The organism is Streptomyces sp. NBC_01381, from assembly GCF_026340305.1.
In the GTDB taxonomy this organism is placed as follows: domain Bacteria; phylum Actinomycetota; class Actinomycetes; order Streptomycetales; family Streptomycetaceae; genus Streptomyces.
Genome location: NZ_JAPEPI010000001.1, coordinates 157,966 through 180,378 on the forward strand (window position 1 = coordinate 157,966; position 22,413 = coordinate 180,378).

23 protein-coding genes are annotated in these 22,413 nt (G+C 66.8%); 11 read left to right on the top strand and 12 right to left on the bottom strand.

The features are described from left to right. Positions 1-19: 19 nt before the first annotated feature. The 4 genes from OG453_RS00785 to OG453_RS00800 all read right to left on the bottom strand — a co-directional run bounded on the left by OG453_RS00785 (position 20) and on the right by OG453_RS00800 (position 1,856). Positions 20-577 carry a hypothetical protein gene (locus OG453_RS00785; RefSeq protein WP_266863429.1) on the bottom strand — a complete coding sequence of 186 codons (558 nt, stop codon included), beginning with the start codon at positions 575-577 and terminating at the stop codon, positions 20-22. 318 nt (positions 578-895) lie between these two features. Further along, the gene (locus OG453_RS00790; RefSeq protein WP_266863431.1) at positions 896-1,288 is read right to left on the bottom strand and encodes a hypothetical protein; all 393 of its coding nucleotides are present in this window, start codon (positions 1,286-1,288) and stop codon (positions 896-898) included. Then, positions 1,285-1,578: an Arc family DNA-binding protein gene (locus tag OG453_RS00795; RefSeq protein WP_266863433.1), complete on the bottom strand. Its 294-nt coding sequence runs from the start codon at positions 1,576-1,578 to the stop codon at positions 1,285-1,287. The genes OG453_RS00790 and OG453_RS00795 overlap by 4 nt, the downstream gene beginning before the upstream one ends. A gap of 50 nt (positions 1,579-1,628) precedes the next feature. After that, positions 1,629-1,856 carry a GntR family transcriptional regulator gene (locus OG453_RS00800; protein WP_266863435.1) on the bottom strand — a complete coding sequence of 76 codons (228 nt, stop codon included), beginning with the start codon at positions 1,854-1,856 and terminating at the stop codon, positions 1,629-1,631. 164 nt (positions 1,857-2,020) lie between these two features. Between OG453_RS00800 and OG453_RS00805 the strand changes: the two genes are divergently transcribed. The 4 genes from OG453_RS00805 to OG453_RS00820 all read left to right on the top strand — a co-directional run bounded on the left by OG453_RS00805 (position 2,021) and on the right by OG453_RS00820 (position 4,555). Then, positions 2,021-2,308 carry a hypothetical protein gene (locus tag OG453_RS00805; RefSeq protein ID WP_266863437.1) on the top strand — a complete coding sequence of 96 codons (288 nt, stop codon included), beginning with the start codon at positions 2,021-2,023 and terminating at the stop codon, positions 2,306-2,308. Next, entirely contained in the window at positions 2,305-2,673 is a 369-nt protein-coding gene (locus OG453_RS00810) for a hypothetical protein (RefSeq protein WP_266863439.1), read from the top strand. The genes OG453_RS00805 and OG453_RS00810 overlap by 4 nt, the downstream gene beginning before the upstream one ends. Before the next feature lie 206 nt (positions 2,674-2,879). Beyond that, on the top strand, positions 2,880-3,536 hold the full coding sequence (locus OG453_RS00815) for a hypothetical protein (protein WP_266863441.1): 657 nt from the start codon (positions 2,880-2,882) through the stop codon (positions 3,534-3,536). 2 nt (positions 3,537-3,538) lie between these two features. After that, on the top strand, positions 3,539-4,555 hold the full coding sequence (locus OG453_RS00820; protein WP_266869659.1) for a hypothetical protein: 1,017 nt from the start codon (positions 3,539-3,541) through the stop codon (positions 4,553-4,555). A 178-nt stretch (positions 4,556-4,733) separates the two neighbouring features. Here OG453_RS00820 and OG453_RS00825 read toward each other — a convergent pair whose 3' ends face one another. Then, the gene (locus OG453_RS00825; RefSeq protein WP_266863442.1) at positions 4,734-5,753 is read right to left on the bottom strand and encodes a hypothetical protein; all 1,020 of its coding nucleotides are present in this window, start codon (positions 5,751-5,753) and stop codon (positions 4,734-4,736) included. A 282-nt stretch (positions 5,754-6,035) separates the two neighbouring features. Between OG453_RS00825 and OG453_RS00830 the strand changes: the two genes are divergently transcribed. From OG453_RS00830 to OG453_RS00850, 5 genes are all read left to right on the top strand, one after another. After that, on the top strand, positions 6,036-7,073 hold the full coding sequence (locus OG453_RS00830) for a hypothetical protein (protein ID WP_266863443.1): 1,038 nt from the start codon (positions 6,036-6,038) through the stop codon (positions 7,071-7,073). A 42-nt stretch (positions 7,074-7,115) separates the two neighbouring features. Continuing rightward, the gene (locus tag OG453_RS00835) at positions 7,116-7,976 is read left to right on the top strand and encodes a hypothetical protein (RefSeq protein WP_266863444.1); all 861 of its coding nucleotides are present in this window, start codon (positions 7,116-7,118) and stop codon (positions 7,974-7,976) included. Between the two features lie 13 nt (positions 7,977-7,989). Then, positions 7,990-8,256, top strand: a complete 267-nt coding sequence (locus tag OG453_RS00840) for a hypothetical protein (RefSeq protein WP_135332408.1) — start codon at positions 7,990-7,992, stop codon at positions 8,254-8,256. Positions 8,257-8,282: 26 nt separating this feature from the next. Then, positions 8,283-8,738: an RDD family protein gene (locus OG453_RS00845; RefSeq protein WP_266863448.1), complete on the top strand. Its 456-nt coding sequence runs from the start codon at positions 8,283-8,285 to the stop codon at positions 8,736-8,738. Between the two features lie 84 nt (positions 8,739-8,822). Then, complete coding sequence (locus tag OG453_RS00850) at positions 8,823-10,028, top strand: hypothetical protein (protein WP_266863450.1); 1,206 nt, start codon at positions 8,823-8,825, stop codon at positions 10,026-10,028. A gap of 18 nt (positions 10,029-10,046) precedes the next feature. On the opposite strand, the gene OG453_RS00855 is transcribed toward OG453_RS00850, so the two are convergent. The 3 genes from OG453_RS00855 to OG453_RS00865 form a co-directional block, all read right to left on the bottom strand. After that, positions 10,047-10,448 (bottom strand): hypothetical protein, encoded by a 402-nt coding sequence (locus OG453_RS00855; protein WP_266863452.1) that lies wholly within the window; start codon positions 10,446-10,448, stop codon positions 10,047-10,049. A gap of 391 nt (positions 10,449-10,839) precedes the next feature. After that, positions 10,840-12,972 carry a hypothetical protein gene (locus OG453_RS00860; RefSeq protein WP_266863454.1) on the bottom strand — a complete coding sequence of 711 codons (2,133 nt, stop codon included), beginning with the start codon at positions 12,970-12,972 and terminating at the stop codon, positions 10,840-10,842. Positions 12,973-13,048: 76 nt separating this feature from the next. Continuing rightward, positions 13,049-13,387, bottom strand: a complete 339-nt coding sequence (locus OG453_RS00865; protein ID WP_266863456.1) for a hypothetical protein — start codon at positions 13,385-13,387, stop codon at positions 13,049-13,051. 186 nt (positions 13,388-13,573) lie between these two features. Here OG453_RS00865 and OG453_RS00870 point away from each other — a divergent pair, with 186 nt between their 5' ends. After that, entirely contained in the window at positions 13,574-13,858 is a 285-nt protein-coding gene (locus OG453_RS00870) for a WXG100 family type VII secretion target (protein WP_135332414.1), read from the top strand. A 134-nt stretch (positions 13,859-13,992) separates the two neighbouring features. Here the strand turns inward: OG453_RS00870 and OG453_RS00875 are convergent, their stop codons facing one another. From OG453_RS00875 to OG453_RS00890, 4 genes are all read right to left on the bottom strand, one after another. Next, positions 13,993-18,459 carry an FtsK/SpoIIIE domain-containing protein gene (locus OG453_RS00875; protein ID WP_266863459.1) on the bottom strand — a complete coding sequence of 1,489 codons (4,467 nt, stop codon included), beginning with the start codon at positions 18,457-18,459 and terminating at the stop codon, positions 13,993-13,995. 36 nt (positions 18,460-18,495) lie between these two features. After that, the gene (locus OG453_RS00880) at positions 18,496-18,945 is read right to left on the bottom strand and encodes a hypothetical protein (RefSeq protein ID WP_266863461.1); all 450 of its coding nucleotides are present in this window, start codon (positions 18,943-18,945) and stop codon (positions 18,496-18,498) included. A 138-nt stretch (positions 18,946-19,083) separates the two neighbouring features. Continuing rightward, positions 19,084-20,808 (bottom strand): serine/threonine-protein kinase, encoded by a 1,725-nt coding sequence (locus OG453_RS00885; protein WP_266869660.1) that lies wholly within the window; start codon positions 20,806-20,808, stop codon positions 19,084-19,086. Positions 20,809-20,927: 119 nt separating this feature from the next. Further along, positions 20,928-21,785, bottom strand: coding sequence for a menaquinone biosynthetic enzyme MqnA/MqnD family protein (locus OG453_RS00890; RefSeq protein ID WP_266869662.1), 858 nt, complete (start codon positions 21,783-21,785; stop codon positions 20,928-20,930). Positions 21,786-22,144: 359 nt separating this feature from the next. Between OG453_RS00890 and OG453_RS00895 the strand changes: the two genes are divergently transcribed. After that, positions 22,145-22,348 carry a cold-shock protein gene (locus OG453_RS00895; RefSeq protein ID WP_006138897.1) on the top strand — a complete coding sequence of 68 codons (204 nt, stop codon included), beginning with the start codon at positions 22,145-22,147 and terminating at the stop codon, positions 22,346-22,348. Positions 22,349-22,413: the final 65 nt, after the last annotated feature.

A 22,413-nucleotide genomic window follows, 5' to 3' on the forward strand; every position in this document is an offset into this window, starting at 1 on the left:
CCTTGTCTTCGCCGACCGCTCAGGCGAGATCCGCAAAGGAGGACTCAAGACCCCGCCGGCGGCGTACATGGCCACGACGGCCCGCCAGAACCACCATCAACGTCCACAGCACCACGCCGGCGATCAGGCCGCCCAACCGGTTGGCGGCATCCACGTCGTCGGCCTGTTCCATGCCCACCGTGCCCTCGGGGTCACGAATGACCTCGAGCCGCTCACCCACGTCCGGCACGCCGGAGTAGCTGCTGTCGTACTCCAGCTTCTCCGCCAGCTCTGAACCGTCGGAGCTCCGCAGAGTGAGGCGATGCGGCTCGTCCGCTGCGCCCGCAGCGCTGTCCTCCACGACCACCACGCTCGCGCGGATCCCGCGCTGTTCCAGTGCCGCTTCGGGTGCGTACTGAACGGCCCCGACCAGGACGAACAGTCCCGGCCCCAGGGACAACACGGCCAGCCAGACGGCGCGGTGGAGGAGACTCAGCACGATGGCGAAGGTGAAGCACAGCAGCACCCCGACCGAGATGGCGATCCATTCCATGCCCAACGCCAGATACGAGACGCCGACGATGACGGCCGCGGCCACCCACCCGAACACCGCCACAACGACCGCGCCCCACATCGAGACCCTCGGATCAACAGCCACCCCACCCCGCCCACCCGGCGGCACGGCCCTGACACCCGGCCCCATCCCTGCCCCTCCCGCCGTCCCCAACTCCTCGATCCCTTGGTGGCCTTGTGGCCTTGTGGGCGCCTCATCGAGCCCTCGCACCGAACCACGGCACACCCATAACTCCACGGTTCCCCTGGTGCGAGGCCCAACCCCACCGATAGCGGCGCGCACGGACTCAATCGAGAGGTCTCGGTGCCGGGTGCCGGGCTGAGCGCCACAGTCTCAGCGCTCTCAGCGGTTCAAGTCCATGACTCCGACGCCGAGCCCTTCGTAGACATCTGGAGAAACCGTGGCGACGAGCGCGCCCCCAGGCAAGACGTGATTCGGCCGGGCCGCGTGCACGGCAGCGCCAACGCCGTAAGGCACGCCATCACGCTGAAGTGCCGCCAGCGTCACAGCCGTCGCGTAGTCGTCGTCGATCAGATGCAGCACATCCACCATGACGCCGATGTACTCGACGATTCCTGGCCGCTCCCGCTCCGCTTCCAAGGAGCAGACGACCGGAACCCAGAGCAGCACGTCATCACTGCCGGACGCCGCGTGAATGAGGCCTGAGACCTGCTTGTTGCCCCCCATGGCGAGGAGCGTCGGGGTGTCGAGCACGAAGTGCTCGATCCCGTTCACCGGGATGTCTCCGAGCCATCCGAATCATCGGCGAGGGCGGCCCGATGCGCAGCGGTCGCTTCCCGCATCTTGCGCCGCATCTCGGCGGACTCCTCGTCCGTCACGTGATGCCCGAGATGCTCGGCGAGCAGGGTGCGGGTTCGATCAGCCCGTTCCTTCAGCTGCTCAGGCGTGAGCGTACGGGCGGCGAGATCCTGCATCAGGGCACGGAGACTGGTGCCACGCGCTTCAGCGACAGCGGCGAGCTGGTCGCGCACCTCGGCGGGCACGCGGATCATGACGTCGGACATGCGGCCAGTATACGGTGCGTATACACGAAGGTGTCCCCTCGATGGCGACATCACCCGTCGGCGACGAACGACCCCATGCCGGGGGTGGTGACGATGAGGCCTTCGGCTCGGAGGGCGGCGGTGGCCTTGCGGACAGTGACGCGGGATACGCCGAACTCCTGCTCCAGCTTCACTTCGGAGATCAGCCCGTGCACGGGGTACTCCCCGTCGGCGATCCGCCTCCGGACCTCCTCGGCGATCTGCTCCCACTTGGGCCTGGTTGGATTGAATTCGAACACAACCGAACTGTACGTAGGCCATGCGAGCCAGGCATAGAAGCTGCTGTCATAGCCTAGGTACAGACAGGTCTTTACACCTCACTCTACGGTAGGCCGACAAGAGACCCCGGCAACGGATGAAGGCCGCCCCGGGGCATGGCCGAACGCTTCGAAGGAGCGCCGACATGCGCGACTCTATCGCCCACTTCCTACGGTGGACCCTCACGCTCTGCACCCCCCACCCCCGCGGCCGCCACCGAGCCGGCACCGCACCAGTACGGCACGCCCCCTCCCTTCCACTCCCCTTCACCGAACTCCTCGACGTCAGCGCCCAACTCCTCGTACGCCCCTACGTACTTGACCCGGAAGAACTGCGCCGCCAACGCGCCCGCCGCCGCGCCCTGTACCTGGCCACGCTCGGCATCGACGTGGGCCCGCAGAGCATCCACGGCGTACGGATGGCCGCCCGATGACCCCACACCCCCGCCCGCCCGTCCGGATGTGCGCCCGCTACCAGCGCACCACCGACGCCCCCGTCCTCGTACACGAGGTGCACGCGGCCACGGGCCCCGGCTTCAACGTCTACGCGTGCCAGACCTGCGCCACGCACTACCCGCCACCCGCCGACGCGCTGGAACTCCTCGACGCGACACCCCACCCCCACCCCCACCCCCGCCCCTCCCGAATGACGATCCGCGTCTACCGGGTATCGCCCGAGGGTGCGGTGACCGAGGACCGGGGCGAGGTCCACACGTGGACCGGAAGCCGCATCGACCCCCTCCCCCGCACATCGGCCTATCCTTCCTGCGCCTGCGCACACTGCGACACCGCCCGATAGCACCGGCAAACACCCCCACCGAGCCTCGCGACCCCGGCAGCCACAAGGCAGCCGGGGTCTTTCGCTGCCTCGCCCTTCGCGTCACGACACGATGACAGTCCATCAAAATGGCGCATCTTGCCCCGCTATCAACCCTGGCGGAACCAACAACCCCACAGATAACGTCGGCCTGTTGGAGACACCCCTCGCCCCACCGGGAGCCGACTGTGAACCGCCGCACCATGCCCGTCACCGCCGCGCTCGCCGCGACCGCAGCCCTGCTTCTGACGGCCTGCGGGGGCGGTGACGGCGACAAGGCCAGCGACAAGGACAAGATTGCGGGTGCCGATCAGGGTGCCAAGAAGTCGGCATCGCCCAGCGCTTCGGCCGACGCCGGCACCGATCGCCCGAAGATCACCCTGCCGAAGGACGACATCCTCAAGTTCGGGGACGCCACAACGGGTGACGCGAAGAAGGACGCCGTGCTCGCGGACAACGCGGAGCGGCACCGTGCGATCGACGCCGCCATTATCAAGGGTGACCCGAGTTCCGAAGCAGTCCAGTTCTACTCGGAGGGCGACGCCGCGGCCAGCGCTGTCCAGTGGATCAAGTCCGTGGTGGACGACGGCTACTCCGTCACCGGCACAGTCCGGTTCTATGACCGCGAAGTACAGTTCCGGGCCGACGGTTCCGCCCGGCTGACGTACTGCGGCGACGAGAGCAAGTGGTTCGGCAAGGACCGCAAGACCGACAAGCCCGAGAAGACTCCGGTGACCAAGAAGTCCTACGTCTTCTACGACGCCAGCCTCAAGAAGAGCGCCAAGGGTGTATGGAAGACCACTGCCGTCTCGTCGGAAAGAGGAGCAGACCAGTGCCAGCCGTGAGGATGACCCTGAGGAACACTGCGCTCGTTCTCGCAGCCGCAGGTATCTCGATCGTGCCCAGCACCGCCTTCGCAGACGGCCCCGGCGGCGGCTCGGAAGGAAACGTCGAGCAGTCCGGCGACAGGAAAGGCGAAGAGATCGAGTCCGTAGTCCGGTTCGACCTCTCCCGCAACGGCAGCGGCCCGTCCAGCGGCCCCATGGCGGTGAAGTCGTCCGACTGGACGCCGCCCCCGTGCTGGTATGAGCCCAAGTACACGCCGGAACAGCTCAAAGCTGACCACATGAAGACCAAGAACCTCCCCCACGCCAGTGGGCTCGGTGAAGCGGTCGCCGCCTTCGAGAAGCATTACGTCGAAGGTCACCCCTACAAGAACTACAACATGGACAAAAAGGGCAAGGGCATGTTCTGGGACCGTGCCGCCCTGCCCTACGAAGAGGGTGGCGACATCTTCGCCTGCAAGAAGCCACCCTTCTGGGTCGACAACGGGGAAACCCCGGAGGTCGAGAACGCGGTGACACCCGAGATCCTCGCCGAGCTCGCCTACGCGAGGATCAAGATCCCCGGCACCAAGGTCACGCTCGCCCCCGAGAACGTCACGAAGGTGAACCTCCACACCTGGGCCTGGCTCGACAAGGCGAAGTTCAAGCCCGTGTCGGTGACCGCGTCCCTCAACGCCGGCGGTCAGAACATCGAGGCCACGACCACCGCCGAACCGCAGTCGCTCAAGATCGAGCCCGGAACGAAGGACGCGCAGAGCCACCCCGCGTCCGGCGAGTGCACGATCAACAAGGACGGCAGCATCGGAGCCCCCTACGCCCGGGGCAACGCCGACAAGATCCCGCCGTGCGGCGTGACCTACCTCCGCTCATCCGGAGACGGAACATACGAGCTGAAGGCAACCGTCACCTGGAAGGTCACCTGGGAGGGCACGGGCGTCCCGGGCGGCAACCTGCCCGCCGGCACCTTCGGCACCACGCAGAACATCACGGTCGAGGAAATCCAGTCCATCAACCGCTGAACCGTGCGGGCCCCAGATGCCCGGGGAGCCCGATCAAGGCCTGGTGCGACGCCCACCTTCGCACCAGGCCTTCCTCAGTACCGCCGAAGTACCGCCGAAGTACCGCCGAGCGAAGCCGACCTCAAAGGCCCCCGCCAAGAGAGCCCCGGCGACATGCATTCAGCCCGATTCACCCCACTCAGGAATCCGACGGATCCCCGTGTAGACGCACCGTGCTCAGGATCTTCATGATGGTGGCGTCCGGGACTTCCTCCTTGACGCCCCTGGCGCTGTAGAGGCTCCAAGCGACGTACTCACCCTCGGAGTTCTTGAAACCGAACGTGATCGCCTTGCCGTCCGAGTCGCACTTGTAGCGTTGCGGCGCGTTCTTGGACCAGGCCCGCGCGATGCTGCCCTTGACGCCGGATTTGGTGGTGTACGGCTTCGCCTTCTCCTCGTAGTGCAGGGTCTTCTTGTCCGGCTGCGCGTAAGCGCCATAGACCCACCACCAGACCGTGTTCAACGCGACATCGTCGGCGTTCTTCGCACCATTCGCGCCCTTGGTCCCCACGGCCGAGAGTGCCTTGTCCTCGCTCGAGCCGTCCTTGTCGTCGTCGGACGAGCACCACTTCGACTTGTAGTACGCGGGCGCCGACATGGTGATGATCGGCTCCCCCGTCTTGACGTCCTCGAATGCGACTGCGGAGTCCGCGGCCCTGACCTCCCAGCCGGGGGGTACGTCAAAGGCCGTGCCGCGCTTGGGGTTCACAACTACCTGCCAGCCCTTGACGGTTGGCTTGGGGCCGTTGTCCGTGCCACGCGGGTCGTCGCCGCCCGAGGAATCCGACGGGGAGTCCTCGGGGCCGGGCTTCCCGGCGGAAGACTTCTGCGGGGCGGCGGAAGCGTCCTTGTCGCCCTCGTCGCCACCCAGAACGAGGAATCCGGTGATTCCCGCAGCCACCACGACGGCAGTGGCCGCCGCGATGGCGATCACCTTGGTCCTGTTCCCGCCGCCTCCGGCCCCGCCACCACCGCCGGGCTGCTGGGGCGCTCCCGGCATCATCGGCTGCGAGCCCCACTGCCCTTGTTGCTGATACGCATTGGACTGCTGGTACCCCGGCTGCTGGTACGGATTCGGCGCTTGGTACCCCGGCTGCTGGTACGGGTTCCGGTCCTGCGGGTTCTGCTCGCCGCCGGGCGGCTGCTGTCCATGCCACATGGGGGCAACGATAGTTCTCGACCGCGAACGGCAGCGTGGCGCCCGGCTGTTGTGCCTCAGCTGTGCCTCACGTCACGCACGACGACGTTCTCGCTGAATGTGACGCTTTGTCCCAATATTAACGCTGGCGGAACCAACAACCCCACAGATATCGTCGACTCCCTGGAGACAATCCTTGCCCAAATGGGAGCCGAACTTGCCCCCCAGCTCAAGCCAGCCACCGCCAGCCGATTCCAGCCGCCGATTCCCGCCGCAGGAACATAACCACCTAGGAACGCGATAATGGGATTCAAGGGAATTAATGACGTCCAGGGGCCAAAGTTGGCTGCCGCCGTGGATGTCATGGGCGGAACACTGACCATCCAGGGCGGTTTGATCAGCGGCATTCTCGCTAAATGGGACGCCAAGGCCGAGGGAGTTTCCGACTTCCCCAAGAAGGCATCCTGGGCAACGGATGAGGCCAAGGACATCCGGCGCCGTCTCGGTATCGCCAAGGATGACCCCGAGGCGGTCCTCACCTTTGCCAGTCTCGCCGGCGCCCTTGAGACGTGGAAAGAGTTCAAAGACGGAACCCTCAAGGACATCAAGACGCCTTTCAAGATCCTCAAGATCCCCACGGCCATTGAAGCTTCGATGCATCTCTATGCCCGGTGGCAGCAGGGCCAGAACGTCGCCGGCGCCCGTGCCGTCTGGGAACTCAACAAGTACTTCGGCTCGTCGGACGCCCGGATCAAGGCGAAGCGGGGTGAACTGCTGAAGGAGCTCCTCAAGGACCAGAAGATCCGTAACTGGTACAAGGAGCCCTGGAAGTGGCAGCAGAGCGTCCGTCGTTTCGCCATGCGCCTGAAGATCCCCTACGCCGCGAAGCTCTTCAGCAAGGCGCCGGGGGCCAGCATGCTCGCGCAGCGCGTCCTCCTGCCGCTGAGTGTCGTGCACGGCGTGAAGGAGATGTTCGTCCCCACGCACAAGGGTGCCTACGGAGCGGCCGACCGCACCATGGGATTCGTGGAGGCGGGCGGCGCCGTGGCCGTCCTGGGCGGCGCGAGCGCGGCAACCGCCCTCGGCGCATCGGCAGCCGTCGCGGCCGCGGTCCCCGTCGTAGGCTGGGTCGCGCTCGGCGTGGCCGGGGCCTACTTCCTTGGCAGTTGGGCCTGGGACAAGTGGGGGGACGACATCAAGTCCGGGGCCAAACAGGCCTGGAAGTCCACCAAAGAATGGGGTGGCAAGATCAAGGACAAGGGGGCCGAGATCGTCAACGGGGCAAAAAGCGCGGTCACCAATCTGGTGCCCAACACCATCAGCAAATACAAGTTCTGGTAAGCGAGCATCGGACGCACAATCATGCAAAGCCCTGACATTGACATGGAGCTCGAGGAGTTCCGCGGAATCCTGGCCGAGGCACTCGCCGAGGGAGGCACGCAGCCCCTCCTGCGCCTCACCGATGAAGAGATCGCCATCCTCGATCCCGACTCGTTGACCGAATGCGTCGCCCCGACCCCGCGACTCACCGAACTCTCCGGCCAGGAGCGGGAATGGGTGTACGCCACCGCGCTGCGGTCACTCGTCTCCCGCGAGGCGGTGGAGGTCGCGAACATCGACGAGCTCGACGCGGTGCTCCGCGCGGCGTCCACCGACTCCGCATCCGGCGAGGCGGCCGCCGACCAGGCCGAGGACCCGGGCAACACCCCGTCCGGCGTGGACCTCGACATGCGGATCACCCCCGAGGTGAGCCTGGCCCTTGCCCTGCGCCGAACTGCCGCCCGGGCCCTGGCCGTTGAGCAGCACACGTCGAACGGCCTCACGCACATGCTCGTCTATGTGCACGGTGAGGACCTCTACCTCGTGGAGCGCGTCACCTCCGGCGGCCTCCACGTGTTCACGCTCGCCAGCTCCGCCAAGGACGCGGCGGACATGGTGCTGCTCTTCGTCGACCCCTTCGAGGTCGCCGACAAGGACGGCCGCGTCCAGCTGCTCACACCCGAGCAGATCAGCCAGGAGAACGTCGGCCGCGACCTCTCCGAGGCCATCAACAACGCCTTGGTGGTGGGTCAGACCGTCCTCCTCGCCGATGCCCCCGGCCCGCTCCTCACGACGTACGCCACCGAGAAGGCCCTGTGGACGGTGTACGTCGCGAAGCCGAACGCGGCCACCGGCATCCAGGCACGCCCCGTCGGCAAGAACACGCTGCGGAAGATGATCACCAAGCTGATCACCCCGAACTGAGAGAGGCGGCACGATGTCACGCGAGAGCGACTGCCGTGAGGACGTACGCAAACTCAAGCAGTATGCGGACGAGTTGGAACGCTCGGTCGACAACGTCCAGAACCTCTGCGGCACGGACACCTGGAAGGGCCCCAAGAGCGAGCGGTTCCGGACCGAATACGCCGGCCACAAGAAGCAGATAAAGGATGCCGTGGCCAACGCGCGTGCCGCGATAGACAAGGCTCTCAAGCGCGTGGAGAAGGAAGAGGAAGAGAAGAAGAAGTCCGGAGCCGAGAAGTAGAAGTAGAAGTAGGGGAAAGCAGAGCCGTGGCCCACCAGCAACGCACGTCCACCCGCGATGCGGCACCGACACAGGCCCGTCGTGTCACCGCCGCCGTCGTCGACGCCCTCATCGCCCTGCTGTGCGGCCTCACGGCCGGTACCGCCGCCGGCATCAAGGTGGTTGATGGACTCGTGGAACTGCAACCGCAATCACCCACGGTGTGGGCCACGGCGCTCGGTGTTGCTGTAGCGGTCTCCCTTTTCAACCACGTGCTCCTCACGCTGGCCTCCCGGGCGAGCCTGGCAAAGCTGCTTACCGGACTGCGGGTGGTCCGTGCCTCGGACGGAGGCCGGCCAGGGTTCCTCCGGCTCGTAGGACGCTGGTTGTTCGGCTTCTACTGGATGGTCGTCTTTGTTCCTATCCATGTCGTAACGGATAGCGGCGTGGAGCAGCAGGACGCGGTGGGGCTGCGTATCGTGCGTCGAACTGCCCGCTCCTGAGGTGTGAGCGGAGAGAGGCGGAGTCTTGTGAGCGGCTTCAGTTCTTGGTCCCGTCGGCGGCGCCAAAGTGTCTTCGGCGGCGGCGTGGCCATTGCCGTGATCGCCGGAATCGGCATCTATGCCGTTACCTCCGATGACGACCCGCTCCCACTGAATGTCGACTTCGTACTCGGTGGCGGAGACAACGCCGTAGGAAAGGGCGACCGGCTCGCAATCCAGGGACAGTTCAGCGGCCTCGCGGTGGCGCCCGACAACGTCACCTATCTCTTCGCCGAAGAGAACGACACGATGGTGATGTGGCGGAAGAAGCCTTCCGGCGCCGCCGAGCGGATCCAAATCTCCGGGATGGATTCGGTCAATACGAAACAGACGGCCGTGGCGCCCGATGGATCTATCTATCTGGCAGCGGAGCAGGAGCTGTGGAAAGTCAGTCCGGCAGGGAAAGCGGACAGGGTCATAGCCAGCCGCACCTGCGAGAAGAAGGCCAATCCCCTCGCCACCTCCCTCAGCGCCTTCTGCAACACCACGATTAGCGGGGTCGCCGTCGACAAGGACGGCACCGTGTACGTGGGTGATCAGCTGATCAGCACCCCTCCCTACGGCTCCTACGTACACAGGCTCAACGGCAAGTCGATCGAGCTCGTGGCAGGCCGTCCGGCCAAGGACGGCGAGTCGGTGAAGCGCTCCAACCCGGCCGTGCGGAACGGGGTGAATCCCCGCGCCGGCACAAAGGCGAAGGACGTCGTTGTTCCGGACGTCACGCGCTCGGGAGCTCTCGCCGCCACCAAGGACGGCGTCTATTGGAACACCGGCCCCGGCATCGTCCGCATCAATCGGGACGGCACTCTCAGCCCGTTCGTCGCGGGCAAGTCACCTGGAAAGATCAGCGATCCCGCCGGACCGTTCGGCACCGTGGGGCACGCCCTTGACGCCCAGGTCCAAAGCGGTTCTGGTGGCGAACCAGGCGAAGGCCTGGCCGTCATCCCGAGCCGCGACGAGGTCTACTACTCCGATGAGGGCAAGGATCACGCCCCCGCCCTGGAGGGCGATTTCCGATGGCAGGGAGTCGAATCCGACTCCCAGAAGAAGCTCTTGAACGAGTCGGGGCGCGGAGACCTTGTCCACCGCGTGGTCGACGGAGAACTGGCCCCCGTCATCGCCGGAGTGCAGGCCATCGCGACCTCTAAGGACAGTCTGTACGTTGCCGTGACCACCGACGGCGGAAACAAGAGCAGCCCGGAGAACTGGGACACTGCAGTGCTCCGGGTGCACCTCCCCAACAAGAACTGACGCCGGGCGGGCGTCAGTTCACTTGTCGGCCGCCTTGTCCAACTTCTTCTCCTGCCCGGTCACGAGTTCCGACGGCACCGCGACGAACTCGAGAGACGACGCAGTGACAGCCGACACCCTGATCACGGACGCTCCCTTCTGCTTCACCACGTACCGGACCTTCTTGCCCATGCGGTACTCGATCGAGAAGTCGACGCCGTCGTCACCGAGGTCGGACTTGTTGGCTGCCACGCTGCGGATCTTCGAGGTGAGGCCGGAAGGCGTGGTCTCGAACCCCGAACCGCAGGCGGAGATCGCCTTCTTGAGGTCCTTCACGGACTGCTCGGCCGCCGACTCGGACTTGGCGCTCGACAGGGAGAGCAGGTATTCCGCGGTGGGGGTCTGCGAACCTTCCGGTGTCTTGATGATGTCCCGTCGCACCAGCCGATCATCGTAGGCAGAGGCATCGGGGTACATCGCGTCGACGATGGGCCGGCAGGACTTATTGGCAGTACGGGTCGGACCCGCGCCCCCGGTGGCCGGCGCTTCGCGAATCGTGTAGCGCGGCACATCTCCCTGCGCCAACGCCGCACTTGAGAGCTGTGCCCGGCTCAGCGGCCCGTCGCCCCCGGATCCCTCTGAGTCCGATCCTTTGTCGTCGCCGCACCCGGCAGCAGCCATCAACAGGACTGCGACCGAGACCGCCGCCGCGGATTTCCTGCCCCTGCCTGCGATTCCCATTACTCACACACCCATCAATCTCGGTCACAGTTGACGTGTCTGCCACGCTCAGCGATTCACTGACTCAGTCATTCACTGGCTCAGCCATTCACTACGAGTCCTGCCCGGGGTAGTCCCGCGCGTTCCTGCCCCTCGAGTACTCCGGCCAGATCGCCGCGACGACGGCGGGGTCCTGCAGCCACTTGTTGTAGGCCGTGCGCTCGGCGGTGCTCATGTCGCCGATGTCCTTGATTTCGCCCTTCTTGTTCAGGAAGTTGCCGTCGCCCTTGGCGTAATCCTTGACGTCACCCGTGTACTCCTTGATGCCCTTCGGACTGCCGTCCTTGCCGTCGCTCTCGATCGTGACGGGCTCGATCTTGTCGTGCTCGCGGGCCGCGTCCGCGTTGTTCTGGTAGTCGGTCTGCCAGGAGAAGTCCGCGGTGTTCTCCTTGACTCCCTTGAATGCCTCTTTGAGACCCTTGGGCGCGTCGTCCGGATCGGCCTTCACAAGGTCCTTGAGCAGGCCGGTGGCAACCCCCGAGCCCAGGCCCCACGCGACGCCCACAGCCGCGCCCTTGGCACCGGCCAGGCCCGCTCCGCCCGTTGCGCCCAGGGCTACATCGCCGGCGGTGTCGATAATCTTCGCGCGGAAGTTGTTGGTGTCCGTGACCCACTTGTCGATGTCGCCCTCGATCTCACCGGACGCCGTTTTCATGGACTCCTGGTAGAACTCCTGCATCATTCCGCGCTTCATGGAGTCGAAGGCACCGGCGTGCTCGGAGCTCTTTTCCGTCGAGTACGCGTGGTCGAGCGCCTTCTCGTCGTACCGCTGGAACAGGGCACTCAGTGTGCCCGCCGCCTTGGGGTCGCGTGCCGATTCCTCCATGAGGGCGCGCCACAGGCCGTCGGACGCCTCGAGCCCGCTACGGCCCGAGTCCTGGCCCTTCATGTAGTCCTGAAGGCTCCACTTGGTGGTCGTCGCGTACTTTTCCTCGCCCTTGGCCTTGATGTCGCTTCCCCAGAGCGTGTTCCCTGCCGGGGAGGTGACTCCGTGTTCGAGGTCCTTCCAGTACGCGGTGAGGATGCTCGCGTAGAGGGCCTGGGTCCCTTCGATGGGGTGGCCCAATCCGTCTTTGCCCTTCCTGTTCTGGTAGTTGTCGAAGAGGATCCGGGCCGTGTTCTTCTCCGCGAGGGACGGATTGGTCTGCTTGAGCGTCACCGTCGCGGCGTTGACCATGTTGAAGAAGGCCTTGCCGCGCTCCTTCGGCTCGTCCACCTTCCAGGGGCCCGTCGGGTAGAGGGAATGCTGCACGAAGTCGTAGTTGTGGTCCATGGCTTCGCCTGCGGCTGCAGGGTTCTCCGAAACGGCGTCGAAGAGCTGCTGGTAGTTGTCCTTGCCCCACTCCCCTTCGCCCGTCTGGTTGTTCCCGAAGAAGCGGAGCTCATCGGTCTTGCCCTGCTTCTTCTTGTCGAGCACCCGGTCACTGAAGGCGACAAGGAAGTCTTTGTCGTGCGAACCGCCCTTGAGGAAGGGGGTCAGACGGTCCGGCCTGAAACCTTCGTACTCGTCCAGCGACGAGTCGCTGAACCACTTGTTCCACGCCTGCTGCTTCGCCTTGGCCGACTTCCCCTCGAAGGCCACCTTGGTGTACGTACCAAAGGTGTCGGCGATGACCGAACGGTCCTTTTCGCGCTCGTCGGGGTGATCCTTGTAGCGGTCATTGTTGCGGTCGCCCATTACTGTGGACAGCCACCCAACCCGCTGCGGACCGAGCTCGTCGTAGAAGGCCTTCACATAGTCCGCGTCTCCCTTGTGAGCGCGCAGGTCAGCGTACATCTCGGGGGTGGGATCGTCCCCGTCGTTCAGGCCTTCCTTGAACTTCTTGCCCAATTCCTTGCCGTCTTTCAAGGACTGCTTGGTCTGCCCGACCATGCTTTCCTGGATCTTCACCATGCCCTTGTAGCCATGGCCGTACTTCTCGTCCTCGGCAATGGAGAGGTGGTGTCGGCGTCTGAGCATGGGAAGCTGTTCATTGGCCCAGCCCGCGATGGACTTCAGCTCGGTCAGCGGTTCGACGCCGACTCCGTAGCGTTCGAAGCTGGACTTGATCCAGCCGACGCTGGTCATGATCTTGCTCTGATCCTTGTCGAGCGACTGGATCGTCTTGGCCAGGCGTTCCGGATCAATGCCGGAGAATCCGTCGCCGTCGCTGCTGCTGCCGCCCTTTTCTGCAGGCTCTCCCATGAATCTCCCCGTTCACTCCACACTCTTGCCCAGATCACCTACGGCAAGTTCACAACCTCGCCCAAGTGCCCCTGGATCACATGTACTGCATTTCCTTGTTCATCATCCTCGCGCTTGATGCGGAGACCTTCTCCGGCAGTTCGTTGATCCTCTTCTGCACCGCCGGAATGAGCTTGTCTATCTCCCTGATCATGCGGCCGCGGTTTCCCTCGATTTCGTCGTGCCACTTGTCGGCCGTCTTGCCGACCCACGACTTCCCTTCCTTACCCTTCCCCACGTCTTGAGATGCGACCTTCAGACACTTTTTCAACTCTTTGACCTCATCTACGAGTTGAGTCTTCAATGTCTCAAGACGGGTCCTATACGGGTTATCTACCTGCGGCTCTTCATCCGCACCCTTGTCTTTGCCTCCCACTACCCCTCCAGCATTGCGTCCAACTGCTGTTGACTAGATTCCGAGGTTGATCCGAACCAAGAATAGGGAGCCTCGCGGGCGTCGGGCAAGGAGACCTGGACGGATGACGCCGGTGCGGGCGTTGCGATAGCATCGGGCTCGGGCGGACGGAAGGTTCGTCCGATTCGACAAGCGGGGAGGAACGCCATGAGCGGTGGCGGCAATGCCGGCCTGAAGGGCGCAGACACAACTAGGCTCCGGACTCTTTCCGGAACCTTCAAGACGCAGCACGGTAACCTCGACGACCTGATCCGTGCCATTTCGACGGGCACGAGCAACAGCGAGGAGTTCTGGAAGGGCGGCCGCGCCAACCGATTCCGGGAGGAATGGGACAAGCTGAAGCCGCAGCTGAAGAACTTCCTGACGTCTCTTGAGAATGCCAAGAAGGAGACGCACGACGCCGCCCAGGCGAACGACACGATCAACGACTAATCAGGGATTAGTCGCAGGTCAGCACGGTCGTTAAATGCATTCGGGCCGGACAGCTCCCAAGCTGTCCGGCCCGAATGCATTTTGCTATGCCCCCAGGGGCGAGGGTGCCGCCCAAGCCCAAGCCCCGGCGGGGCTCACTCCGGCAGCACCGCCTGAGCCGGCATCACTTCCCCGCCCTGGACAAACAGTCCACGCCCGGTCGGCCCGCCGGTGGCGCTGTTCGACGTGATGCGGATGTTGAACATCTCGCCGTCCGCCGACCCCTGCGGCGACAGGAGCAGGCCGTTGCGCGACTTCCGCGCCTGCACCACGGAGCCGCGGTACTGCGACGACAGCGTGTCCACCGCACCCGCCATGATCACTCCGAGGCCGCCGTCCATGCCCCGGCGGATCTCCTCCTCCAGGGCCTCGTCCAGGTTGGTGTCATAGATCAACTCGGCGTCGTCCACCACGATCACGTACGGACCGCGTGCGCTCTGCGTCAGCGCCTCCAGCTCGTCACTCGAACTCTCGGCGTTGAGCGAGCCCAACACGCCGGCCTCCGAGGCGAATTCACGCAAGGGCGATCGCCGCGGCGTCACGAGGATGACCTCGGTGCCCCGCTGCAGCAGCGACATCGTCGCCGCCACCAGCGTGCTGGAGCGGCCGGACTTCGGCGGTCCGGAGATGACGAAGCCGGGGCCGGAATCCTCCAAGTCCATGCCGAGCGGCGACAGTTCGTCGCCGCCCGCCGCGAAGAGGGCCCACAGGGGCGACGGCGGGGTGAAGTCGGGCTGGAGGGCCATGGCCTCCGAGGCCTTGATGCGGGCCGGGAGCACGTCGACACGGATCGGGCGCTGCTCGACGGACGGGCGGGGCCAGGCCTGGGCCGCCGTCCGGGCGATCTCCTGGAGCGCCGCCACCTGCGCCTGACCGTTCGGGTTCTCGTCGAGGAGCGCGATCTGGCTCTCCTGGACGCCCTCGTCGGTGCCCTTGAGGGCGCGGCCCGACGGGACTTCCTTGGGTACGTCCTTCGGCATGATGCCCGCGAACGAGTAGTCCTGTGAGTCTGCGAGCCGCAGCACGAGGCGCTCGGCGAAGGAGCTGGCGACGTCACCCATGAGGCCGCTGCGGTCCACTCCGAGAACGACCTTGACACCGACCGCGGCGCCCTCACGGAAGAGCCGTTTCGCCGACTCGACCAGACGGCCGTAGTCGTAGTTCTCGAAGGCGAGCCGGAACGCGTCCCACCCGTCGAACAGGACCACCATCCACGGCAGCCGATCCTCCGGGGCGGCTGCCGCACGCTGCTCGGCCGCGCTGGACTGGCCCTTCTCGGCGAGCAGGAGCTGCCGTCGTCCGACCTCGTCGAGGAGTCGGCCGAGGAGTCGGTCGACGCGCGCCGTCTGGTCACGGGTCACCACGGCGCCGCAGTGCGGAAGGGTGGTGAGCGGCAGCAGCGCGTTGGCGCCGCAGTCGATGCCGTAGATGTGGACATCACTGGGGCTGCTGTTCTGCGCGACCGCGCCCGCGATCGTACGAAGGGCCGTGGAACGTCCGGATCGCGGGCCGCCCGCGATCATCAGGTGCTCGCCGTCGGCCAGGTCGAGCGCGAGCGCGGCCCGTGCCTGCTCGGCGGGGAGGTCGGTGAGGCCGAAGGCGATCGGGCGGACCGTGTCGGCGCCGACAGGTGCCGGTGGCAGCTCGGGGAGTTCCGTGAGCTGCACCGTGTCGGGGATGGGCGGCAGCCAGGGGCTGCGGGGTGTGGCGCAGCCGAGCTGCTTCGCGCCGTCGGCGATCGCGTCCACGAGGACGGCGAGGTCGGTGACCATCGTGCCGTCGTCACCGTCGTCCGCTGCCGCGCGGGGCGGCGGATGCCCGTACGACGTCCAGTTCAGCAGGTTCACGCTGACCTGCGGTGCCGTATCGAGGCCGGGGCGGCGGCCACCGATGCGGGCCGTCTGTACGCCGACGAGTGACTGGGCGCCGGAACGCACGTAACAACGACCCGGTGTGGCCTTGGAGATGGCGCCGGAGTCGGCGGCGTCGATGACGTCGCGGGACTCCTCGCCGTTGGTGACGCGGAGCGCGATGCGGAGGTTGGTGTTGGCGCGGATGTCCGCGCTGACGACACCCGCGGGACGCTGGGTGGCGAGCATCAGGTGCACGCCGAGGGAGCGGCCTCGCCGGGCGATGTCGACGAGGCCGGCGATGAAGTCCGGGAGCTCGGCGACCAGCGAGGCGAACTCGTCGATGACGAGCATGAGCCGCGGCATGGGCTCCAGTTCGGGGCGGATCCTGCGGGCGTCGTTGTAGTCCTCGATGTCCTTGGTCTCGGCCTCGAAGAGGATCGTCTCGCGGCGGTGGAGCTCCGCGGCGAGCGAGGCCAGGGCGCGCTCCGTCAGGTGCGCGTCGAGGTCGCTGACCATGCCGACGGTGTGCGGGAGCCGCGCACAGTCCAGGAAGGCGGAGCCGCCCTTGTAGTCGATGAGGACGAAGGTCAGGGCGTCCGGGGTGTTGCCGACCGCCAGCGAGGTGATGATCGTCTGCAGCAGCTCCGACTTACCGGCACCGGTGGTACCGGCGATCAGGGCGTGCGGCCCGTCGCGCCGGATGTCCAGGACGAACGGTCCGTCGGCGGCGATGCCGATCGGCGCCACCGTGGTCGATCCGCCGCGCTGCCAGATCCGGGCGATGTCCGCGCCGGTCGGGTTCGGCATCTCTAGGAGGTTGAGCAGCCGGGCGGCGGTGGGCAGCGCGCTGTCGGCATCGTCGCGGCTCACATCGCGTACGGGGGCAAGGGCACGGGAGACGCGTTCACACCAGGCGGTGGAGACCTGGTCGGCGAGGACCTGGCCGACCGCCTCGTATCCGTAACCCCGCAGGTGAACGCGGGTCGGTGAGTCCGGGGTCCAGCAGACGGCGGTGCGGCACTCCTCGGGCAGCACCCGCTCGTCGTCGTCCACGCACAGCGCGAAGATCCCGACCGCCGGGCCTTCCTGGAGCAACTGCGGGACGCCGGGCACCCGGCGAAGGAGGCGCGCGCCATCGAGGATGAGCAGCACCTGCGAATCGGGGCGCATCGCGTTGAAGCCACCGTGCTCCTTGGCCATCGCCTGGCGGCGCTGGAGGTCGTTGAGCAGTTCGGTGACGCGGCGGGAGATGGACTCGCCGTCGGTGCCCAGCAATGCGACGCAGTTCTGGCCCTGTTGGGGGCTGGTGTGCGGGAGCCACTGGGTCCAGCTCCAGTGTTCCTCGGCGTCCGGTGCGGAGGAGAGGACCACGAGGGAGAGGTCGCGCGGGCTGTGCAGGACCGCGGCCTGGGCGGCCAGCCACCGGGTCGTGGAGACCGCGCGCGGCCGGTCGCCCGCGATGCCCACGACGCCGAGCTCGGCGAAGGGCAGCGTCAGCGGAACGTTGGTGACGACCGGGGGCTTCGGCTCCTCCCCCTCCTCCACGGTGGCGCCGCGGCCGAAGGCCAGGTCGATCTCGGCAGGCAGGTCACCGAAGCCCACCCGCAGCTGCATCGCGTCCACGTCGGTGATCCGCCGCTCCCACAGCCGGCGGCGCGGTCCGGTGGCGAACAGGAGCAACTGGCCGGGGTCCGGGAACGCCTCGCGGCGGCGGCGCTGATCGACCTCGCCGAGCCGCTCCACCTCGGCCTCATGGTCGGCCAGGGCCTTCTTGTACTCCTTGAGCGCGGCCCCGTACTTCTTTTTGCCGTGCCGCCGGTCGCTGAACCACTGGCCGACCATCATGACCGGCGACATCAGACAGAAGAGGAGGAAGTAGATCGAGTCCATCATGAAGTACATGCCCACGCCGAAGAAGAGCGGCAGGAGCATCGAGAGCAGCTGGAAGCGGTGCGCCTCGTCCTTCTTCGGCTCCACGGGCACGAGCAGGCGGGGGTTGGCACGCGGCGAGGTCAGCCGGGGCGGCCGGTTGTAGGCGAGGCCGCCTTCGCCCGCAGGTGAAAGGTGGGCGTCGGGCGCCCCGACCTCGGAGAGGCTGAACAGGGATTCGCCGGACTTGAGGAGCATGCCGGGCTCCCACTCCCGCGGCCCGGACATCTCCTCGTCGTCGATCGCGAGGACGGCCCCGTCGAAGGGGGCTATCTCGATCCGCCCCTTGATGTCGACGGTGACCCGCGCGGCCATCTGCGCGAGGTAGGAGTCCTCGACGGCGAGCGTGGCCGTGGGCGCGGAGCCGATCGTGCTGACGCCCGTGGAGAGCCTGGCCACCCGGCCGGCCCCCGGGCCGCCGCTGACCGTGACCTCGTACCGGCCTGTGGGCTCGCCGTTCATCATGAACGGCCCCACTGAGTCGTCGGTGGTGAGGCGCACTCCGTCCCGCAGCGTCTTGCCGACCGGCGCATCCGGTTCGCAGGGCGTGCCGTCGACCCACAGCAGTCCGGACCCGGCGGCCGCCGGCTGTTGCCATCCGGGGACGCGTCCGGGTGACGGCGTCACCACGCCTGGCATCTGGAACGGGATGGCGCTGTCCCGCCCGTTCAACCGCTCCACCGCCGCGGCCACTTCCGCCGCGGTCGTACCATCGTCGATGTTGATCAACGCTTCCTGTGGCGCGGCTCCCTCCCGAACCACGGTCGCCCGCACTCGCATCGGTACGTGCCCCTCCCGCTCAGCTCTTGCGTGTCGTCAGATGTTCGATACTTCCTCGACCGCAACCCCAGGGGCAAACACACCCACGGCCTCGGCAAGACGCCCACGGTCCAGAGTCCACAGATTGATGTGCCTGCTCGCCAGGAAGACCTCGTGGTCCACGTGGGGTGCGAGACGGCCGGTCTGCTCCCGGCTCAGTCCGGCGTTGGCCCCGGGAAGCTGCGGTGCGCCCGCCCTGCGGCGCAGCCCCACATAGTTCATGGGTGAGAGCCCTGCAGTGCTCTGCTGCCACAAGACCACTGCCTCAATGTCCTGCCAGGGCACAAATGCGGTCTGCCGTGCGTACTTCGCAGGTGCACCGCCCAGGGTTACTCCTTGATCGTCGACTCGGAACGCGACAAGGCGGCGCGACACAGCGCCGCTCAGAAGCTGGATCGGCGTCCAGGTGTAGCGGGCTTCGTACGCCGAGGAGTGATCTGCAGGCATAGGCGGATCGTAATCCTTAACGATGACTGGCAGGTGCGATCGTTGCTCATGGATACAGTAACGACAGCCCTCAGGGCCCTCCCGACGCCCGACTCATCCGGCTTTGATGTCAGAGGTGTCTAGCCAACCTGAGCCTCCTCACTCCACCCGCGACATCCGCGCCTCAGGATTCCCCGACTTCTCGTTCTCCGACAGATAACGCAAGTCGTCGCCCACCAGGCGCAGCCGCACCGTATGGGCGTTCTTCGTGCACTGCGCCGCGCTGTCCGCCTTGCCCTTGCCCTGGGCCACGATCTCCTTGGCCGACACCGACTTCAGGACGAGGTCCACGGCGCAGGTGCCGCCCAGTTGGTCGGTCTGGGTCATGACCGCGAAGCGTTCGCCGATCTTGCCCTGCTCGACCTTCAGCCTGAACGTGCCCATCGGGACGGCGCCGTTGGCCGCGACCGCCTGGCCCTCCCAGGTGCCGCGGTAGGAGGCGGGGACCTTGCCGCCGCCCTGGTCCGCGCCGTCGCCCGGCTGCTGGCTCGCGGTCGCGTTCGGCGGCTGCTTGCCCGCGTCGCTCGAATTCCCGCCGCCCCCGGGAAGCAGTCCCAGTACGAAGACGGAGCCGACCGTCACCGCGGCGAGCGCACCCGCGACGCCCAGGACGAGGGTGCAACTGACCTTGCGGCCCTTGCCGTCGACGCCATTGGGCGCGGAGGTCGCGGCCATCGAGACGCTGACCCGGCCGGCCGGCCGGGAGGGGTCTGACGTCTGTGTGGGGATGTAGGCCGCTGGAGTCGGGGCGGCGACCGGTGCGTACGACGCGTCCGGCGGGCCGAACGAGCCGCTGCCCTGCGGCACTTCATGCCCCGTGGCCCGAGCATCGGACCCCGCGGCCGAGCCCACCGTCGACGGCGGCCCGCCCACCATCGAGGTGCCGAACGGCACAGGGCCCGACGGCTGTTCCGCGATTCCCGTCCCGTCCGTGTCCAGGTCGAGGATCCGCACCGCGCTCCGGCTGACCCGCTCCACCAGCGGACCCGGCAGCCACCCGGCCGCCACCAGAGCGTCCGTACCCGAGGGCGCGAGGCGCCGCGCGATCTCCGCGGGAGCCGGCCGCGCGGCCGCTTCCTTGGCCAGGCACTCGCGCGCGAGGTCACGCAACTCGCCGTCGAGGCCGTCCAGTTCCGGCTCTTCGTGTACGACCTTGTAGAGGAGCGACGCGGACGAGTCGCCGGGGAACGGCGAGGCCCCCGTGGCCGCGTACACCAGAACGGCGCCCAGCGAGAAGACGTCAGCCGCCCCGGCGATCCCCTTGCCGAGGATCTGCTCCGGCGACATGTAGCCGGGCGAACCGATGGAGACACCGGTCGAGGTGAGCGAGGCCGTGCCGTCCGTGGCCCGCGCGATGCCGAAGTCGATCAGCCGCGGACCGTCCATGGTGAGCAGCACGTTCGACGGCTTCACATCGCGGTGCACGAGCCCGAGTCCGTGTACGTGCGTCAGCGCCTCGGCGAGGCCCGCGACCAGTACGCGTACGGAATGGGCGGGCAGCGGACCAAGATCGCGCACCGCTTCCGCCAGCGAGGGACCCGCCGCATACCCCGTGGCCACCCACGGAACGGCCGCCTCCGGATCGGCGTCCAGGACCGGCACGGTCCAGTCGCCGCCGACCCGCCGCGCCGCGTCCACCTCACGCCGGAAGCGGGCGCGGAACTCCTCGTCGAGCGCGAAGTGCGGATGGACGACCTTCACCGCGACCGTACGGCCGCCCGTGCTGCGCCCCAGATAGACCCGGCCCATGCCGCCCGAGCCGAGCCGGCCGAGCAGCCGGTAGGGCCCGATGGCGGTCGGTTCGCCGGGATCGAGCGGGTGCATGACGAAGGCCTCCCCCAGACGGCGCCGCGCGGCCGCGGCCACTGGGACCGCGGGCATTGTCTGCAGCTCAGCGTAGTCCGCGGGCATGCCAGGAAGTCCAGGCATGCCCAAGCCGGGCCCTACCTCGGTTCGAGCAGCTCCACCCGTACGTCCGCGGGGAAGCCCGTCGTCCCCCCCACCCGGCGAGCGAACTCCGCCACACCCTTCAGCTGGTCGCTGCCGAAACGAAAGTCCAGCGTCGTGAAGTACTGCTCCAGGACCTCCGCGTCGAAGGCCTCCCAGCGCGCCGCCTGCTCGGAGACCTTGCCGACCTCCTCCAGCGAGAGATCACGCGAGGCCAGGAAGGCCTTGTGCACCTCGCGGACGACGGCGGGCTCGCGCTCCGCGTACTCGCGCCGCGCCGCCCAGACCGCGAAGACGAACGGAAGCCCCGTCCAGTCCTTCCACATCTGGCCCAGGTCATAGACGTCCAGGCCGAGCCGCGGCCCGTCGATCAGATTCGCCCGCAGCGCCGCGTCCCCGATGAGCACGGCGGCGTCCGCCTCCTGCATCATCAGCCCGAGATCGGGCGGACACCTGTAGTAGTCGGGGCGTACGCCGAAGCGCTCGGCGAGCAGCAGCTGCGCCAGGCGCACGGAGGTGCGCGACGTCGAGCCGAGCGCGACCCGGGCGCCGTCCAGTTTCTCCAGGGGCACCTGCGAGACGATCACGCAGGACATGACGGGGCCGTCGCAGCCGACCGCGAGATCGGGGAAGGCGACGAGGTCGTCGGCGTTGCGGAGGAACTCGACGAGCGTCACCGGCGCGATGTCGAGTTCACCCCGCACCAGCTGCTCGCTGAGCTTTTCCGGGGTGTCCTTCGTCAGCTCGAAGTCGAGGAGCGTTCCGGTGCGCGCGAGTCCCCAGTAGAGGGGCAGGCAGTTCAGGAACTGGATGTGACCGACGCGCGGCCGGGGCGTGCGGCGGGGGCTGGGCAGCTGATCGGCGCCCGCACCCGCGAGGGTGTCAACGGGAGAATTGTCCACATCGGGGAGGCTAGCCCCCTTGCTGTACCGTGCAGTGAGCGGGGCCGAAATGCGCCCTTGTCAACCCCTTCGGACCTGGTCCGTCAACCCCTCTGGGGGGTCCGTCAAACATCCGGGTGACGTGATCTTGCCCCCTATTGCATTCGGCTGCCTGCGTGCTAAGCTCGCCGCAAGTTGCAGTTTGGTTTCCCTTGCAGTACAGAGCCTGCGGAGCATGTGACCCGCAGGCTCTCGTCGTTTTCAGACTTATGCAGTTGTTTCAACAATCGCAGGTTCTGGAGCAGGGCAACCCTTTGGCCCAAGGAGGGCTTATGGCTACCGGAACCGTGAAGTGGTTCAACGCCGAAAAGGGCTTTGGATTCATCGCCCAGGAAGGCGGAGGCCCCGACGTCTTCGTCCACTACTCCGCGATCAACGCGAACGGCTTCCGCTCCCTTGAGGAGAACCAGGCCGTGAGCTTCGACGTCACGCAGGGCCCGAAGGGTCCGCAGGCGGAGAACGTCACCCCCATGTAGTGGGGCGCCCCATTCGCGTGGGGCGTGTGACAGTTCCGGTGACTTGATCCGGACATGGATAGCAG